The sequence below is a fragment of the Streptomyces sp. NPDC087215 genome, from assembly GCF_044744885.1.
Lineage (GTDB): Bacteria > Actinomycetota > Actinomycetes > Streptomycetales > Streptomycetaceae > Streptomyces.
Genome location: NZ_JBIUZD010000005.1, coordinates 301,413 through 318,424, shown reverse-complemented (window position 1 = coordinate 318,424; position 17,012 = coordinate 301,413). Strand labels below are relative to the sequence as shown.

12 protein-coding genes are annotated in these 17,012 nt (G+C 75.2%); 9 read left to right on the top strand and 3 right to left on the bottom strand.

The window, feature by feature from the left end:
* The first annotated feature begins 49 nt into the window (after window positions 1–49).
* Entirely contained in the window at window positions 50–1,501 is a 1,452-nt protein-coding gene (locus ACIO92_RS16740; protein ID WP_401236907.1) for a cellulase family glycosylhydrolase, read from the top strand.
* Window positions 1,502–1,511: 10 nt separating this feature from the next.
* On the opposite strand, the gene ACIO92_RS16735 is transcribed toward ACIO92_RS16740, so the two are convergent.
* Together ACIO92_RS16735 and ACIO92_RS16730 are read right to left on the bottom strand one after the other, a co-directional pair.
* A complete protein-coding gene (locus tag ACIO92_RS16735) occupies window positions 1,512–2,411 on the bottom strand; it encodes a helix-turn-helix transcriptional regulator (protein ID WP_401236909.1) in 900 nt (299 codons plus the stop codon).
* 1 nt (window position 2,412) lies between these two features.
* Complete coding sequence (locus ACIO92_RS16730; RefSeq protein ID WP_366440265.1) at window positions 2,413–3,288, bottom strand: DUF4097 family beta strand repeat-containing protein; 876 nt, start codon at window positions 3,286–3,288, stop codon at window positions 2,413–2,415.
* 151 nt (window positions 3,289–3,439) lie between these two features.
* Between ACIO92_RS16730 and ACIO92_RS16725 the strand changes: the two genes are divergently transcribed.
* Window positions 3,440–4,255 (top strand): hypothetical protein, encoded by an 816-nt coding sequence (locus ACIO92_RS16725; protein ID WP_401236911.1) that lies wholly within the window; start codon window positions 3,440–3,442, stop codon window positions 4,253–4,255.
* Window positions 4,256–4,545: 290 nt separating this feature from the next.
* Here the strand turns inward: ACIO92_RS16725 and ACIO92_RS16720 are convergent, their stop codons facing one another.
* Window positions 4,546–4,731 carry a DUF6104 family protein gene (locus tag ACIO92_RS16720; protein ID WP_030207192.1) on the bottom strand — a complete coding sequence of 62 codons (186 nt, stop codon included), beginning with the start codon at window positions 4,729–4,731 and terminating at the stop codon, window positions 4,546–4,548.
* A gap of 94 nt (window positions 4,732–4,825) precedes the next feature.
* Here ACIO92_RS16720 and ACIO92_RS16715 point away from each other — a divergent pair, with 94 nt between their 5' ends.
* The 7 genes from ACIO92_RS16715 (at window position 4,826) to fxsT (ending at window position 16,971) form a co-directional block, all read left to right on the top strand.
* A complete protein-coding gene (locus ACIO92_RS16715; protein WP_401236913.1) occupies window positions 4,826–5,440 on the top strand; it encodes a CU044_2847 family protein in 615 nt (204 codons plus the stop codon).
* Window positions 5,437–7,482 carry a trypsin-like peptidase domain-containing protein gene (locus ACIO92_RS16710; protein ID WP_366440268.1) on the top strand — a complete coding sequence of 682 codons (2,046 nt, stop codon included), beginning with the start codon at window positions 5,437–5,439 and terminating at the stop codon, window positions 7,480–7,482. The genes ACIO92_RS16715 and ACIO92_RS16710 overlap by 4 nt, the downstream gene beginning before the upstream one ends.
* Before the next feature lie 121 nt (window positions 7,483–7,603).
* Window positions 7,604–8,620 carry a MoxR family ATPase gene (locus ACIO92_RS16705; RefSeq protein ID WP_366440269.1) on the top strand — a complete coding sequence of 339 codons (1,017 nt, stop codon included), beginning with the start codon at window positions 7,604–7,606 and terminating at the stop codon, window positions 8,618–8,620.
* A 7-nt stretch (window positions 8,621–8,627) separates the two neighbouring features.
* Window positions 8,628–11,780 carry an SAV_2336 N-terminal domain-related protein gene (locus ACIO92_RS16700; protein ID WP_366440270.1) on the top strand — a complete coding sequence of 1,051 codons (3,153 nt, stop codon included), beginning with the start codon at window positions 8,628–8,630 and terminating at the stop codon, window positions 11,778–11,780.
* A gap of 138 nt (window positions 11,781–11,918) precedes the next feature.
* Entirely contained in the window at window positions 11,919–12,116 is a 198-nt protein-coding gene (locus ACIO92_RS16695; RefSeq protein WP_366440271.1) for a hypothetical protein, read from the top strand.
* A gap of 498 nt (window positions 12,117–12,614) precedes the next feature.
* On the top strand, window positions 12,615–13,895 hold the full coding sequence (locus ACIO92_RS16690; RefSeq protein WP_402281677.1) for an HEXXH motif domain-containing protein: 1,281 nt from the start codon (window positions 12,615–12,617) through the stop codon (window positions 13,893–13,895).
* A 58-nt stretch (window positions 13,896–13,953) separates the two neighbouring features.
* The gene (gene fxsT, locus ACIO92_RS16685; protein WP_402057679.1) at window positions 13,954–16,971 is read left to right on the top strand and encodes an FxSxx-COOH system tetratricopeptide repeat protein; all 3,018 of its coding nucleotides are present in this window, start codon (window positions 13,954–13,956) and stop codon (window positions 16,969–16,971) included.
* Window positions 16,972–17,012 lie beyond the last annotated feature (41 nt).

Sequence of the window (17,012 nt, the reverse complement as noted above, 5' to 3'; positions counted from 1 at the left end):
GGCACGCGAAAGGTGAACATCGCTCACATCTCTGTGCCGGAGGTCTTCCTTGCTGCGAACCACCCTTGCCGCGACCGTCGTCGCCGCGCTCCTCGTCCCGACGGCCGCCCACGCCGCCCCGGACGGTGCGTCCCGGGCCACCCCCGAGGGAACGGGGGCGGCGGTCCGCCCCGTCCCGAGCGGGGCGGTGGCCGCCGTCCGCGCGGACGGCCCCGCGATCCCCGCCCTCACCGACGCGTACGGCCGCACCCTCACCCTTCGGGGCTGGAACGTCGAGGACAAGGCCAACCGGGGCGACGCCGCCCTCTCCGCCGTCACCGAACGCCACTTCCGCGACATGCGGGCCAAGGGCTTCAACTTCGCCCGCCTCCTCGTCTTCTGGGACGACCTGGAGCCCCGCCCCGGCCAGTACAGCCAGGGCTATCTGAGGAAGATCGGCCGCATCCTCGACTGGGCCGCGAAGTACGACGTCAAGGTCCTCATCGACGCCCACCAGGACGTCTTCGGGCCCGCGTTCGGTCACCGGGGCGTGCCCGCCTGGGCGACCAGGACCGACGGACTGCCCTTCACCCCGAACCCGGACGACTGGTTCTCCGAGTACTTCCAGCCCGCCGTCCAGCGCGCCTTCACCCACCTCTACGAGGACGAGGACCTCCAGCGCGCCCAGGCCCGTATGTGGCGGCTGCTCGCCGACCGCTTCGGCGGCCACCCGGCCGTCCTCGGCTACGACCTGATCAACGAACCGATGGGAGAGCTGAAGGAGGGCGAGGACCTCGCCACGGCCGCCCGCCGCATCGAACGCGACCAGCTCACCCCGATGTACAACCGGCTCGCGGACGCGGTCCGTACGGTCGACAGGTCCCGCTGGATCTTCGTCGAGCCGACTCCGATCGTCGGCGAGGGCGTGCCCACCGGGCTGGGCCGGATCGACGACCCGAAGATCGTCTACGCCCCGCACTTCTACAACACCGGCATGGAGGCGGGCGCCGACTACGATCCCGCTGCGCGCTGGATCGAGACCTACGAACAAGCGGTCACCCGCTACCCCGAGGAGTACAAGGTCCCCGTGGTCGTGGGGGAGTGGGGGCCGCTCAACAACTCCCTCCCGAACATGAACCGCTTCTACCGGGACGCCATGGCCTCCCTCGGCCGCTACAGCTCCGGTTCGGCGGGCTATGTGTGGTGCTACGGCGGCGGCTACTGCGCGGTGGACGGCACCGGAACCTTCCGGACGAACAAGGAGCTGACGGCCGAGCCGTACGCGGAGGCCGTCGCGGGCACGGTCCGCTCCGCCGTCTACGACCCCGGGGCCGGGGTCTACCGCCTCGCCTACGACTCAACCGACCGGCGCGGCTCCCGGGTCACCGAGCTGTCCCTGCCGCCCGGCGACTGGCGGGTGACGGCCCGGGGCGGTGCGCTGGTCCTCCGCACCGGTCAGGGCAGGGCCTGGGTCCTGGCCGCCCCCGGGGCCCGGGTGACCGTCACGGTCACCCGGGGCTGACCCCGTCCTCCTAGCCTCTTTCCGGTGACCGCAGCAGACCGGTGATCCCGACCGCCGCCGCCGACAGGCGGTCGCGGGTCTCGGCCAGTTGCTCCTGGCTCACCCCGTGGTCGCGCGCCGCGTCGCGGATCTCGTCGCGGAACCGGTCGAGGAGACGGTCCAGGTCGCGGGCCGGGTCGCCCGAGCCCTCGGTGTCCCTGGCCCACTCGGGGGCCTCACCGGGCGGTGCCGGGGTGTACACCGGCTCCTGGGGCGCCGCCTTCGGCGGGGTCGTGCCCGTCACCAGGCCGCCGAGCTGGGACGTGATGTCCGAGAGGCCCTCCCAGACGCCCTTGGGCCAGTCGCCCCGGGAGAAGCGGTCCTGCACCTCGTCCTGCACCTGCTGGGCGATCCGCTGGAACTCCTTCGCCTGGTGGCGGGCCGTCTTCGCCTCGGCGCGGGCCTGCCGGGCCTGCTCCTTCCACTCCTGTCCGACCCGGCGCAGCTCCTCCTTGGCCTCGGCGAACGAGGAGGACTCGGCTGTACGGGTCCGGCCCGCCTCCGCACGCATCTCGCTGCGGACCCGGCCCGCCGCGCCGCGCACGTCGTCGCGCATCTCCGCCGCCAGCTCCGACACCGATTCGCGGATCTCCCGCTCCAGGTCGTCCAGTTCGGTCCCGCGCCCGGCCAGTTCGGCACGGCCCGCGTCCGTGATCGAGTAGACCTTCCGGCCTCCCTCGCTGGCGTGGGTGACGAGGCCCTCGGCCTCCAGCTTGGCGAGTCTTGGATAGACCGTGCCGGCCGAGGGCGCGTACAGCCCCTGGAAGCGCTCCTCCAGCAGGCGGATCACCTCGTAGCCGTGGCGCGGGGCCTCGTCGAGCAGCTTGAGCAGATACAGACGGAGGCGGCCGTGCGCGAAGACGGGCGGCATGTCAGAGCACCTTTCCGGACGCGGAGGGGGTGGCGGAGGGGGAGGAGCCGGTGTCCTCGTCCGGCTCCGGACGGCGGAGCAGGGCGATGGAACCGGAGACGGTGGTCGCCTTGAGGGTGCCCCGGCCGGAACCGAGGGTGCCGGTGACGCTTCTGGTGCCCCACTGGCCGCTCACCCGCAGGCTCTCGAAGGCGTTGGACAGCGAGCCGCTGGTGGTGCTGGCCTCCACCCGGGCGTCGGCCGGATGCGGGAGGCGGATGGCGACCTCGCCGGAGACGCTGGCGAGCTGGATGTCGGCGGGCGGGCCGTCGAGCTCGGCGGGGTCGAGATCGATGACCATGTCGCCGCTGACGGTCTCCGCCTTCACGGAGGCGCCCGCGCCCTCGATCACCGTCACGTCCCCGGTCACGGAGTTGATCCGCAGGGCGCCGGTGACCGACTGGGCCTCCAGACTGCCCGAGACGCTCTCGGCGCGGACCGGGCCGGAGAGCCCGAGGAGAGTGGTGTCACCGGTGACACCCCGCACCTCCGTGCGCCCCCTGATGCCGGTCACGACGGCCTCGGCGCCGACCACGCCCACCTCGACGTCGACACCCGCGGGGACGGCTACGGAGACCACGGCCCGGCGCCGGAACTCCTTGCGGTCGAGCCATTTGAGGATGCTCTTCCACTGGAGGTCCTCGTAGCTCACGGTCAGCGTGGAGCCGTCCTGCGACACGATCAGCGGCGGTCCCTCGATCTCGCTGATCTCCACGCGGGCGGAACTCTCCTCTGTCCCCACCACGTTCACCGTGCCGTTGACGATGCGGACCCGCAGCCGGGTCACGGGCTCGGGCGGTGCCAGCTTCGTCGGCTCGGTGACGGACCACTCTGTCATGGTGCTGACCTCCCGTTTCGGCAACGCAACATATCGCGTCTCTCGCTAGACACGATATATCGCGGCCAAGTGAAGTCAACCCTGACTCTTCCCTGACAGGGTCGGGGGCAATGGCTGCCGTACACGGACAAACTGCCCTAGCGTGGGGTCCATGAACGCGACATCCGGACCGAGCCCCGCCGGGGCGCTGCTGCTCTGCCGTGCCGATCCTCCAGCGGTCCGCCCACCGGCGCAGCTGCTCCGCGAACAGCTTCTCCTCGCCCCCGCGGGCGAGGACTGGAGCGTCCTCGTACCGGAGGGCAGGCCCTGGCTCCAGGACGGGGAGTCCGTCGAGCAGGTCGTCACCGGCTGGGCCACCGCCCTCGCCGTCTCCGCCGCCGCCTGGCCGGTGGTCGCGCTCTGGTGGGACCGCGACCGGGCCGGACTCACCCTCGCCGCCGGGTTCCGCCGCACGGTCGGCTACACCTGGCTCGCGGACGGCACCCCCGTCGGCGAGGACGAGGCCATGCGCACCTTCGCCGACCGGCTCGCCCTCGACCCCGTCCTGGACGTCCAGGCCCTGGAACCGCTCACCGGGCCCGACCCGGACGCCGACGCCGCCAGCCGTCTCCTCGGTGTCGTCGCCGTCCTCGGACGCACCGGACTCGCCCTGCCCACCGGACTCCTCCCCGGCGAGAGCGCCGAGCGGCTCCGTTCCGTGGCCCTCGCCGGGGGCGCCGAGCAGCTCGAATGGCCCGGCTGGCGGGACGCCGTGCGCGCGGAACTGGACGCGGTGGAGGAGGGCCCCCTCGGCCCGTACCTGCGCGGTCCCCGGGCCCGTGCGCTGGCCGGGGTCCAGCTGGCGGCGGGAGTGCCGCTGCTGTGCTGGGGGGTCGGCCGCCGCAGCGGCGGCTGGACGACGGCCGGGGCGCTGCTCGTGGCACACGGCGCGCTGGGGCTGCTCTACGACCGGCTGCGGGAGAACTGACCGAACGGGCCGGAACCGCGCGCCGAGCAGCGCCACCACGGCCGTCGGTCCTGCGCCCGCGCGGCCCTACGCGCGCGGGGGACCCGTGCCCGCCGAAGTACCGATCCCCGTGGACGAGCCGGTCCCACGCGCGCGGGGGACCCGCCCCCGGTGGTTCACGCCGTCCGCGCCGCGCCGACGGCGGGAGGCCCCGGGGACGCCGGTGGGCGGGGACACGCCCGCGCGTACCCCCGCCCAACCGGCCACGCGCGCGCGTGGCGCCGCGCCCTCGCCCGCGCGCCCGGCGCTCCCTACTCCTCGTCGTCCTCGTCGTCGTCCAGACGGGCCAGCCAGGTCGCGAGGCGCTCGACCGGCACCTCGAAGTCGGGGTTGAGATCGACGAAGGTCCGCAGCTGCTCGGCGAGCCACTCGAAGGTGACCTCCTCCTCGCCTCGCCGCTTCTCCAGTTCCTCGATGCCACGGTCGGTGAAGTACATGCGATCAGGATAGGCGCACGCCCCCTGTCCCCTGTCGCCTGTCAGCCCCACCGACTAGCCTTCCCCATCATCGTTTCGGGGAGCGGGGGCCGCTGTGACGGACGGAATCGCCAGGGTTCGGCTGGACGATGGCACACCGGTGTGGGCCAGGGTCCGTGACGTGCAGGAACTCGGCCGGGGCGGCGGGTTCCAGGACACCGGTGTCAGGGACCGGGTGGTCTCGATGACCGGCGGGCTCACGGACGTGGTGCGCGGGGTGGTCGGCTCGCTGCGCGCCGGGCTCGAACCCAGGGGCCCGGTCGAGGTCGCCGTCAGCTTCGGCATCGAACTGTCGGCGCAGTCGGGCAAGGTCATCGGGGTCCTCGCCGACGGCTCCGGCACGGCCTCCGTGAACGTCTCCCTGACCTGGACCGAACCGGGCCGCGCCACCGACCTCCCCGCCCGGGACGCCGGAGCCCTTCCCCCGGGTGCCCCGTCCGGCGAAGCCCCCGGGGCCGGGTCCCCGGCACCCGTACCCCCGCCCGCCGCCGTCCCCGTACCCCCGCCCGCCGCCGTATCCGCACCTCCCGCCCCGCACCTCCCGCCCGCGCGGGCCGCCGCCGTGCCGCCCGCGCCGACCGTGCCCCCGACGCCCGCCGCGCCCCCGGCCGGTCCCGGCGCCCCGGAAAGAGTCCCCGAAGGGGGGCCGACGGAAGGCGGCACCGCATGAGCCCCTTCGACGCTCTCGTGCGCCCCGCGCTCGTACGCATCGCCGCTCCCGGCAGCGGGTATGACCCCGGCGGCGACCGGTACTGGGGCACCGGCTTCTTCATCGCCCCCGGCTGGGTGCTGACCTGCGCCCATGTCGTGGCCGAGGGAGGAAGCGCGGTGTGGAGGAGCGAACCGGCCGTCGGCATCACCTGGGAGGACGGCAAGACCACCCGGGAGACCGTCGGCACCGTCGCGCTCGCCCTGCCCCGCCCCGAGCACCCCGACGCCCCGCCGGACCGGTGGCCCTTCCCCGACCTCGCGCTCGTCCGCGTCCCCGGCACGCAGAAGGCCTCGTGCGTACGGCTCGGTGAGCGCCCGCCCGCGCTGCCGACCCCCGTCGGGCTGCACGGCTGGTCCCGCGAGACCGGCGAACTCGGCGTCCGGCACGTCCACGGCACCCTGAACGGCAGCGACGGGAAGGCCCTCCTCACCGACTGGGTCATGCCCGTCGAGGGCTGCTCCGGCGGCCCCGTCCTCGACCACCGGCAGGGCGCCGTCATCGGGCTCAACAAGGGCCGGGGACCCGACGGGGGCGCCGTCGTCCCCGTCACCGCCCTGCGCAGGCTGCACGACCTGCCGGGCGGCGAGGCCATGGGCGAGGCCCTGCGCGCCCACGACCGGCACCACCTCGCCCGCTACCGCTCGCTGGACGACCGGCCCGACTGGACCCGCGCCCAGCGGCTGCTGCCCGCCTCACAGGGCCTCACCCCCGGACAGCGCACCCACCTCTACGGACACTTCGCCGACCTGCCCGCACCCACCGCGCCCGGTGAGATCCTCGACCTCGTCGACCAGGTCAAGGCCTGGATCAGGGAGGACGACCTGCCGGACGCCCTGGAGCACGACCCGCGCACCTGGAGCGAGGGCGCCGGACTCCTGCGCGGACTCCGCGCCCCCCGCAGGGACGGCGTCGCCGACCTCGAACCGGACGCGGTGCTCCTGTACGCGGCGCATGTCGTCCGGCACGTCGGCGGCCGGTACGGGCCCCGGGCCGACACCGCCGGACTCACCCGCTGGATCATCGACGAGTCGGGCGACGCGGGCCGGTTCCTGCGCCGCGAGATCGACGGGCTCGTCAGCCCCGGCCGCCCCGCCCCCCTGTCCGTACGCGAACCACGCGCGCGTGCCGACGTCCTCCTGGAGATCGACACCCCCCGCTACGACCGCCGTTACCCGTGGCGGGTCAAGCTGCTGCTCGACGGGCAGACCGTCAGCCCCCTCCACGGCGACGACCGGGGCGTCGAGCGGGCCAGGCTCAGGGAGACCCTGCGCGAACCCCTCGCGGACGCCCTGCGGCGCGGCGACAGCGGACCCCACCTGGCCGCCGTGGAGGCCGTGCTCCCCCGCGAACTCTTCGACGAACCCCTCGACACCTGGCGTCTCGAACCGCCCCCAGGACCCGACGACGACTGGACGACGACTCTCGGCCAGCGCCGGATCGTCGTCATCCGGGACGCCCGCAGACACGCCAGGGAACCCTCCCCCGAATGGCGCGAGCGCTGGGAGGCCGGGGAGCGCGGCCCGCTGCACGCCGCCCCGCTGCGCGCCGAGGCGCCCGGCGCGGGCCCCGACGCGCACACCGCGCGCGTACGCCGGGAGACCTGGGCGGAGACGTACGACCGGCTCAGGGACGCGGCGGGCGGCACCGTCCCCGTCTACTGCGGCCCGGTCGGCAGCGGTGACGGACTCATGGCGATGAACGCGGCGCTGGCCGCCGGCCATCCGCTCGCGCTCTGGCGGACCGGCGCCCACGACCACACCGACTGCGCCGAGTTCCACGAGCGCGCCGACCGGCTGCTCACGGACGCCACCACCGCCTGGGGCGTGCGCGGCCCGGTCCGCTCCCTGCGCACCCGGGCGACCGACCCGGCCGCCGGACCCGAGGCACGCGCCGCGTACGCCTGGGCGGAGAGCATCGCCGTCCTGCTCGACCCGCCCGACCGGCCGCCGCACGGCGGCAGGCTGGAAGCCCCGCCCCTGCTCGGGGAGGGGGAGCAGTGACGGGAGCGCCCACCGGGACCGGGCGCCCGCGATCCGTCCTGAAGGTCCGTCGGCAGCCGCCGCCTCCGGGCGGTACGTTCGACGGGCCCGGCAACGACACCACAGCCAGGAGGAGTCCATCGTGAACGATTGGCGGATCTACCGTGGTGCCGGTCTCCCGCACGACGAGATCCAGCGGCTGCCCGCCCCGCCGCCCTGGCGCGACTTCTCGACGGGCGGCGCCGACGACACCCTGGCCGGTGCCGACCGGCGCCTCGGCGTCCGGCGCAGGCTCGTCCAGAACCACCACCCCCGGCCCGCCGAGACCGACGCCGTCAACGCCGCCCTCTACCTGCGCCGCCCCCTGCTCGTCACCGGCAACCCCGGCACCGGCAAGTCCACCCTCGCGCACGCCGTCGCCCACGAACTGCGCCTCGGCCGGGTCCTGCGCTGGCCGATCGTCAGCCGTACGACCCTCCAGGACGGCCTCTACCGGTACGACGCCATCGGCCGCCTCCAGGACGTCCAGCTGGAACGCGCCCAGACCGGGGCGCCCGGCGCCACGGCGGCCGCCCCCGCGGGCATCGGCTCGTACATCAGGCTGGGGCCGCTCGGGACCGCGCTGCTCCCCTCCGAGCAGCCCCGGGTACTGCTCATCGACGAACTCGACAAGAGCGACCTCGACCTGCCGAACGATCTTCTGAACGCCCTGGAGGAGGGCGAGTTCGCCATTCCCGAGCTGGAACGGCTCGCGGACCGCGAACCCGTCGTGGAGGTGCTCAGCGACGACGGCCGCAAGGTCCGCGTCTTCGGGGGCCGGGTCCGCTGCACCACCTTCCCCTTCATCGTCCTCACCTCCAACGGCGAACGGGACTTCCCCGCCGCCCTGCTGCGCCGCTGCATCCGGCTGGAACTCGAACCGCCCGGCGAGGAGCAGGTCGGCGCGATGATCGAGGCGCACCTGGGCGTCGACACCGCCACCGGAGAGGCGGAACGGGGACTCGTCCAGCGCTTCCTCAACCGGGAACCCGGCGAGGTGATCGCCACCGACCAGCTCCTCAACGCCCTCTACCTGACCCAGCACGCCTCCCGCGCGGAACGGGTCACCAGGGAACGCATCGCCGACATGCTCATGCAGCCACTCGACCAGCCGAGGTGACGGTCGGATGCTCCGGACCCAGCTGGAGGAGCTGACCCGCAGACTGCGGGCCGCCGGCCAGGACCCCACCGCCGAGGACATCGCCGACGCCGTCTGGCTGTCCCGGTGGCTGCCCGGCCCTCCACCGGAGGAACCGGCGGACCCGGCAACCCCGGCCGCCCGCGCGGACCCGGCCGGACGGGAGGACCCCGAGCACCCCGGCGCCCCGGGGGACCCGGCCGCCCGCGACCGTCCGGGCACCTCGGGCGACACCCCCGGCGACGGCCCGCCGGACGGGCCCACCGGCACCGCGACCGCCACGCCCGCCCCCGGCGACACACTCGTCCGCGACTCCGTGGGCCTCCACATGGCCACCGGAACCGGGGTCGTCCCCCGGCCCGCCGGAGCCCCCGAGCGCGGCGCGACCCTGCCCGTCCGCGCCCCCGGCGCCAACGCCCTCCCCGGACTCCTCGGCCTCCAGAAGGCCCTGCGCCCCCTGCGCGACTACGCCCCCGCCCCGCACCGCCCCGGCGAAGGCACCCTCGACGAGGAGGCCACCGCCGAACGCAGCGCCGCCGCAGGCATCCTCACCCCCGTCATGCGGCCCGCCGCGGGCCGCCGCCCCGACATCCAGCTCCTCATGGACACCGGCCCCGCCATGGTCGTCTGGAGCCGGATGGTCGAGGAACTCCGCCAGGCCTGCCAGCAGTCCGGCGCCTTCCGCGACGTCCAGGTCCACCGCCTCCACGACACCGGCGAGGGACCCCCGCTCGTCACCACCACCTCCGGCGCCGACGGCCGCCCCCGGCTGCGCCCCGTCGACCAGCTCCACGACCCCACCGGCCGCCGCCTCACCCTGGTCGTCAGCGACTGCGTCGGCCCCCTCTGGCAGAGCGGCGCCGCCCAGCGCTTCCTCCGCCAGTGGCCCCGCCGCTCCCCGCTCGCCCTCGTCCAGCCCCTGCCGCCGCGGCTGTGGCCCCGCACCGCGCTCCCCGCCGAACCCGGCACCTTCCAGCGCTCCGCCGTCCCCGGCGGCCACCCCGCCTTCCGCTCCGACGACGAGCCCTGGGGACCCCCCGTCCCCGGCCGCCGGGCCGTCCCCGTGCTCACCCCCACCCCCGAGGCCTTCGCCTCCTGGACCCGCCTCCACACCGGACACGGCGGTGACGCGGTACGCGGCTGGGCCGCCTGGCTCGGACCCGAGCGGCCCGCGCCCCGCACCCCCGGAACGCCCCGCGCCCCCCGCGCCGACGACGAACTCCTGCGCGCCTTCCGGGCCGGTGCCTCGCCCGGGGCGCTCCGGCTCGCCGTCCACCTCGCCGCCGCCCCGCTGACCCTGCCCGTCATGCAGCTCGTGCAGCGCGCCATGCTCCCCGACACCGGACCCATGGAACTGGCCGAAGTCCTCCTCAGCGGCCTCCTGCGACGGCTCCCGGGACCCACCCCGTACCCCTGCTTCAGCTATCCGCCCGGCATCCAGCAGCACCTCCTCGGCTCGCTCGACCCCAGCGCCGCCGCCCTCGTCCTCAAACACTGCTCCGCCTACGTGGAGCGCAACTTCGGCCAGGGCATGAGGAACTTCCCCGCCCTCGCCGCCGCCCGTCTCTCGGGCACGGAGACCGAGCCGGGTACCGGCCCCGGCGACGGCGGGACCGGACGCGCCGGGCTCCCCGAGGAGACCGACGAACCCCTCGGCCCCGAGGGCGCCGAGACGGAGCTCTTCGCCCGCATCCCCGCGCGCGTGCTCCGCTTCTACCACCCCGACCTGGTCACCCCCGACCCGCTCACCGAGGCCCGCCGCCTCCTCGCCCAGGGCCGGGGCCAGTCCGACCCCACCCTGCTCGCCGGGGCCCGCGAGCGCGCCGAGGCGGCCCTCCCCGCCGAACCCGTCGAGGCCCGTATCGTCCTCGCCCGCGCCCTGTACGCCGAGGCGGGCACCGCCGCCGCCCGCCGCACCGGCCGCCGCCCCGAACTCCTCGGCCGGGCCGCCGAGACCCTCGTACGCGCCGGGGAACTCGCCCGTACCGGCGAGGAGGCGTGGGCCGAGGCCCGCCTCGAACTCGCCCTCGTCCACCACGCCCTGTGGCGCGACACCCACGACCCCGGCCACCTCGACGCGGCCCTCACCGCCCTCGCCGGGGACGTCACGCACTGGCCCGAGACCACCCGCCACACCCTCCACCTGCGGCGCGGCCGACTGCTCCTCGCCCGGGGCGACGGCGAGGCCGCCGCCGGGGAACTCGACGCCGCCCTCACCCTCCGCGAGAGCGCCGCCGCCTTCCTCGACCTCGCCGACGCCCTGCACCTGGCCGGGGCCGCCCCCGGGCGCGTCCGCCTCGCGCTCGACCGCGCCGAACCCCTCCTCGGCGACGGCCACGCCCTGCGGCTGCGCCTCACCACCGCGCGCGCTCGCCTGTACGACACCGAGGGCGACGGGACCGCCGCCGACGAGGCCTACGAGGAGGCCACCCTCCTGGCCCCCGCCGACAGCGCGCAGCGCGGCCCGCTCCTGCTCACCTGGGGCGGATCGCTGCTGCGGCGGGCGGCGGCCGACACCGGTACGGCCCCCGTCGACCGGGCCGAGGGCGTGCTGCGCGAGGCCCTCACCCGGCTCCCCTCGGGAGCGCCCGAACGCGCCAGGGCGAGGACCCTGATCGGCAGCGTCCTCGCGCTCCGCTTCCACCGCGCCGGATTCCTGCCCGACCTCTTCGAGAGCCGCCACCTCCTCGAACAGGCCCTCCGGGGCACCGACGACCCCGGCGAGCGGGCCGAGGTCTGGCTGCAACTGGGCCGGGTACGGCTGGAACTGGCGGAGGTGGCCTGGGACGGCGTGATCGGCGACGCCCTCGCCGCGTACCGCAACGCGGCGGAGGAGTCCCGCGCCGCCCACGGCGACGACCCGGGCACGGTCACCGGCGCCCGCGCCCGGCACGCCCTGGGCGCGACCCTCTGGCTGATGGGCCGCCCCGGCCGGGCCAGGAAGGAACTGCTGACGGCGGCCGAGCAGTGGCGGCGGCTCACCGGACGGCTCGTGGACGTCGACCGGGCGGACGTGGAACGGACCAGGGCCCTGCTCACGGAGGTGGCGGGCGTCCACGACCGGCCGAACGCCCACCCCGCCGAGGGGGACCGGCGGCGGATCGCGCCGCCCTGGTGGACCTGGAGCGACACCGTCGGATGAGCGTCCGACGAAACGGCTGGATGACGGGGGCGCGAATGAGCGCAGTTGAATCGAATGGGTTTCCGGTCTACCCGCGTCGGGAAGAACCGCTGCGCCGCTACGACCGTGGGGGACAGCGTCGGTGAGGAGGAGCCGGGAGTGTTCGAGCGTACGGAGTGGGCGATCGGTGCCGGCCGCCATGCCGACCGGTCTCCGCATCGGCCCGATCTCGCCGCCGTCGACCTGCGGACCCTGCGGGTCATGGACGACGCCGTTCTCGGCGCGGCGGTCGAGAGAGTACTGCGCAACCCCTCGGATCTGGTCGTCTCCTGGCCGGAGGACGCCCTCGCCGACTGACGCCGGAGCGGCCCGCGCCGCCCGGCCGACCCTCGCCCGCCCCCCGACCGACCGACGGAATCCGGCCGACTCCACCGCCCCGGGCCCGCTCCTCGTGCCCGGACCTCCCGGGAAGCGGCCGTCGGCCCCCACTCCCTGCGGCGGGCCCCCGCCCCCGGACCGCCCGCTTTCCGCGACCGGCCCCGGGTGGTCCGGCCCCGGGTGGTCCGGCCCTGAGCGGCCCGGCCCCGGACCCCGCTCCGGACCGCCGGATTCCGTGCCCCGCCCGACTGATTCGGGCCCCTGGCCCCGTCCCGTCCAACCCGGCCCCGAGCCCCGACCCGGACCCGGGCCCTGGCCCGCGCGTCCGGACTCCGCCCCCGGCTCGGGCCCCGGCTCGGGCCCCGCGTCCTCCGCACCCGTGCGGCGCCCGGCCCCGCGGGCCCGCTTCCGGCCCCCGGACGGGCGCCCGGCACCCCCCGCACCGCCGCTGCCCGTCGTCCGGTCCGGGGCCCGGGAATGATCGCCGCGCCGCCGCGGCCCGCGGCCTTCGCCGCGCTGGCCGCCACCCGGCCCGGTCCGGCGGGGACGGCCTTCCTGCGGTCCGGGGTGCACGCCCGTCGGCTGCTGCTGCTCAAGGCCCTGCTCGTACGGGTGCGACGGCACCGCGACCGGATCGCCCCCGAGATCCTGCGCGGCTTCGAAGCCGCCTGGAGCCTCCTCGAACGGACCGAGCGCGGCGCCCCCGGCGTGGTCCGTGCCGTCCTCGACTACCCGACCACCGGCGCCTGGCTCGCCGCCGCCCTCACCGCCCCTCCCGGGCCCGCGCTCGACCGGCACCTGGCCCATCTCGAACCGCTCGCCGCCACCGCCGCCGTACGCGCCGGACGCCCCCTCGACCTGGTGCTGCGGGCCCCCCGAGGCGTGCTCTCCCTCCCCGGTGCGGGGAGCGTCCTGGTGGCCCCCGGCCCGGTCCGGCTGATCTCACGCTCCCAGGTCGTACGGATCCACTCCGAGGCCGCCCCCGGCGCCCCGGCCGCGCTCCTCAGGCCGGCCGGTCCCCGTACCGGCTCCGTGACCGGCAGCGGCCCCGGCTGGCGCGGTCTGCGGGAACTCGCCGGGGGAGCCGCCCGCCTGGAGGACCTCGACCCGTACCGGGTGCCTCCCGGCGGCGTGGGCACCCCGGCCAGGGTCGCCGCCGAACGGCCCGACATCGACCACTCCGCCTGGTCCGGGCACTGGCGGGCCGCCCACGAGCTGCTGCGGCGGACCGACCCGGCGCGGGCGGCGGAGATCGGCCGGACGGTCGGCGCGCTCGTACCGCTGCTCCCGCAGGGGCCCCGGGCCGTCGGCGCCACCCTGAGCGTCGCCCCCGGGGCCGTCCTCATGACCCCGTCCGCCGGTGCCTTCGACATGGCGGAGACCCTGGTGCACGAGCTGCACCACAGCAAGCTGTCCACCCTCCACGAACTGGTCCCGCTCTACCGGTCCGGCGTCACCGCCGTGCTCTACCGGGTCGGCTGGCGCGCCGACGAACGCCCGGTCGCCGGGGTCTTCCAGGGGGCCTACGCCCATCTGGCACTGGCCGATCTGTGGCGCAGGGCCCGCGACGCCCCCCGGGTGCCGGGGGCCTGGAGCACCCGGGCCGCGCAGCAGTTCGACCATGTCCACGATCAGGTGGGCGAAGCACTGGCGATGCTGCTTGAATCCGATGAACTGACCAACGAGGGGCGGGAGTTCGCCCGACACATGCGGCAGCTCCATGCGAGCCTCGGTACGAGCCCCGGGGCCCGTGGGTAACACTGTGCCCACGGCACATGACACTGCGTTGCGCGCGAGCGGGACGGGAGACATACAGATGGCGGAACAGCGGTCGGGCGGGGGCCCGGAGGGCCACGGAGGCAGGAACACCTCCGAACACGTCCTGGTGGTCTTCCCCGGATACCACCGGCCGTGGGCGGCCTGGATCAACCAGCGACTGGACACACACGGCGTACGCGCCACCCTCCAGCGCTGGGACCCGCCCCGCGAGGTCCCCCTGGCGGACTCGCTCGGCGACCTGCTGCTCGCCCGGGGCCAGGTCCTCCTCGTCCTCAACGACTGGTTCTTCGAGCTCGGCCCCCGGCCCGCGGGGGAGTGGAACGACGTCCTGCGCGGCTTCGTCGCCGCCCACGCCGACCGCTTCGCCGCCGTCAACCTCACCAACCGCCCGCTCCTCCCGGCCACCGCCGTCCTCGAACCGGTCAGCCTCTGGGGCGTCGGCGAGGAGGAGGCCGAAGCCCGCCTGCTCGGCAGGCTCGGCATCGAGGCCCGCCGGGGAGGCCGCCGCATCCCACCCGGCGCCCTCGTCCGCTACCCCGACACCCCGCCCGAGGTCTGGGGCGAGGTCCCCCGCCGCAACCCCCGCTTCACCGGCCGCGACGACCTCCTCACGGACCTTCAGGAACGGCTCATGGACGCCGAGCGCGGCAACGCCGCGTGCACCCTGCTCGGCATGTCCGGCATCGGCAAGACCCAGATCGCCGCCGAGTACGCCCACCGCTTCGGCCCCGACTACGACGCCGTCTGGTGGGTCAGCTCCGACGACCGCAACGTCCAGCGCGACCGCCTCGGCGAACTCGCCGTCGAGCTCCGCCTCCCCGTCGGCAACGAACCCGGCGAACGCATCCGCGCCGTCCGCGAGGCCCTGCGCCGCGGCGACCCGCACGGACGCTGGCTCGTCGTCTTCGACGGCTGGGACGACACCGACGGCATCGACGTCATGCTCCCGCAGGGCCCCGGCCACGTCCTCATCACCTCCCGCAACCGGGGCTGGCGCGAGCACACCGACGTCCTGGAGATCCCCAGCTTCGACCGCGCCGAGTCCACCGGCTATCTGATGCGCCGCGCCCCGCAGCTCGACGCCGCCGAAGCCGACGAGGTCGCCGCCGAATTCGGAGACGTACCCCTGCCGCTCGTCCAGGCCGCTGCCTGGCTCGGCGAGTCCGGCATGGACGCGCCCGAGTACCTGCGCATGGTCCGCGAGGGACGCCTCTCCACCGTCGACGACCCCATGACGGGCGACGGGATGCCCAGCGCCTCCCTCACCTCCTGGTCGATACTGATCAACCGGCTCCGCCGCGCCCAGCCGCAGGCCATCGACATCCTCAGCCTGTGCGCCAGCTTCGCCCCCGGCCGCATCCCCCTCGGCATCGTCCGCGCCTACCCGCAGGCCCAACTGCCCGAGGACCTGCGCTGGATGGCCACCGACCTGCCCGCCTGGACCCGGGCCCTCGACACCCTCGTCAACTACTCGGTGCTCACCCGCGAGACCCGCGGCCCCATGACCACCGACGAGATCGGCCCGCACCAGGAGTCGATCCACATGCACCGGCTGGTGCACGACATCGTCGCCCGGCTCACCGACGGAGAGCACCGCGACGCCCACCGCAGGGCCGTCCGCGCCCTCCTCGCCGAGGCCGACCCCGGCAACCCCACCGACAGCAGGCAGTGGCCCCGCTACTCCGAACTCCTCCCGCACCTGGAACCGTCCGGAGCGCTCCGCTCCACCGACCCGCGCATCCAGGTCGCCGTCCTCAACTGCCTGCGCTTCTGCGACCGCAGCGGAGAGTACAAGGCGGGCATCCGGCTCGCGGGCCGCATCCGCGACGAGTGGACGGCCTTCATGGAGCCGCTCGCCCCCCACATGCAGGAACTCGCCACCCTCGAAGGCGACATCCTCCGCCGCTACGGGCGTTTCCGCGAGGCGTACGACCTCGACGTCGCCCAGCGCGAACGGCTGGCCGCCGCCGGGACCACCGACCGGCTCGGCGAACTGCAGACCAAGGTCTCCCTCGCACGTGACCTGCGCTTCCTCGGCCAGTACAAGGAGTCGGAGAGGCTCCAGCGGGAGTCCCTCGCCGAGGCCCGGAGCCTCCTCGGCGAGACCCAGTTCCTCACCCTCGTCGCCCGCCACAACCTCGGCGTGGTCCTGCGGATGCTCGGCCGCTACCAGGAGGCGTACGAGCAGGACGCCGACACCCTCGCCCGCTGCGAGAGCGTCCTGCGCCCCCACCACGCCTCGACGCTCAACTCCAACAACGCCGTCGCCCAGGACCTGCGGCTGCTCGGCCGCTACCGGGAGGCCCTCGGCCGCCAGGAGGCCAACGTCCGGCTGCACGTCAAGATTCTCGGACCGCAGCACCTCCACACCCTGTACGCGCGCAGCCAGCTGGCCCTCTGCCGCCGCAGGGAGGGCGGCCAGCAGGACATCGGCGCCATGATGGCCGGGGTCCTGGAACACCTGGAGCAGGCGTACGGCCGCGACCACTACGTGACGCTCTCCGCCGTCACCAACTACGCCAACTTCCTGCGCGAGCACGGCGACCTCGACCTCGCCAGAGAACTCATCACCGAGGCGGAGGCAGGCTACCGGGCCCTCCTCGGGCCCGCCCACCCCGTCTCCACCGGCGTCCTCGCCAACACCGCCCTGGTCATGCAGGCGTCGGGCGAGCGGGCCTCGGCCCTGACCATGCTGGAGTCCGCGCTCGCCGGACTCACCGTCACGCTCGGCCCCGACCACCCCTGGGTGTTCGGCTGCGCCCTCAACGCCACCGCGGCCCGCAACTTCAACGGCAGGGTCGTCGAGGCCGCCGAACTCAGCCGCGACACCCTGCGCAGGGCCCGGCACGCCCTCGGCGGCGAGCACCCCCTGACGCTCTCCTGCCAGATCGCGCTCGCCACCGACCTGCGGGGGCTGCGCGAGACCGAGGAGGCCGGGAAGCTGGAGGAGGACGCCCTGCTCTCCCTGACCAGGACCCTGGGCGCCCAGCACCCGCACACCCTGTCCGCCCGCCAGCGCAACCGCCCCTACTGGGACTTCGAGGCCAACCTCTGAGCCCATCGGGAGAACGCCGGAGGCCCGGCACCCCTCGGGGT

Coding starts and splice junctions, on each gene's coding strand:
- fxsT (WP_402057679.1), top strand. CDS start 13,954: ATGGCGGAACAGCGGTCGGGCGGGGGCCCGGAGGGCCACGGAGGCAGG.
- ACIO92_RS16730 (WP_366440265.1), bottom strand. CDS start 3,288: ATGACAGAGTGGTCCGTCACCGAGCCGACGAAGCTGGCACCGCCCGAG.
- ACIO92_RS16735 (WP_401236909.1), bottom strand. CDS start 2,411: ATGCCGCCCGTCTTCGCGCACGGCCGCCTCCGTCTGTATCTGCTCAAG.
- ACIO92_RS16720 (WP_030207192.1), bottom strand. CDS start 4,731: ATGTACTTCACCGACCGTGGCATCGAGGAACTGGAGAAGCGGCGAGGC.
- ACIO92_RS16725 (WP_401236911.1), top strand. CDS start 3,440: ATGAACGCGACATCCGGACCGAGCCCCGCCGGGGCGCTGCTGCTCTGC.
- ACIO92_RS16710 (WP_366440268.1), top strand. CDS start 5,437: ATGAGCCCCTTCGACGCTCTCGTGCGCCCCGCGCTCGTACGCATCGCC.
- ACIO92_RS16700 (WP_366440270.1), top strand. CDS start 8,628: ATGCTCCGGACCCAGCTGGAGGAGCTGACCCGCAGACTGCGGGCCGCC.
- ACIO92_RS16690 (WP_402281677.1), top strand. CDS start 12,615: ATGATCGCCGCGCCGCCGCGGCCCGCGGCCTTCGCCGCGCTGGCCGCC.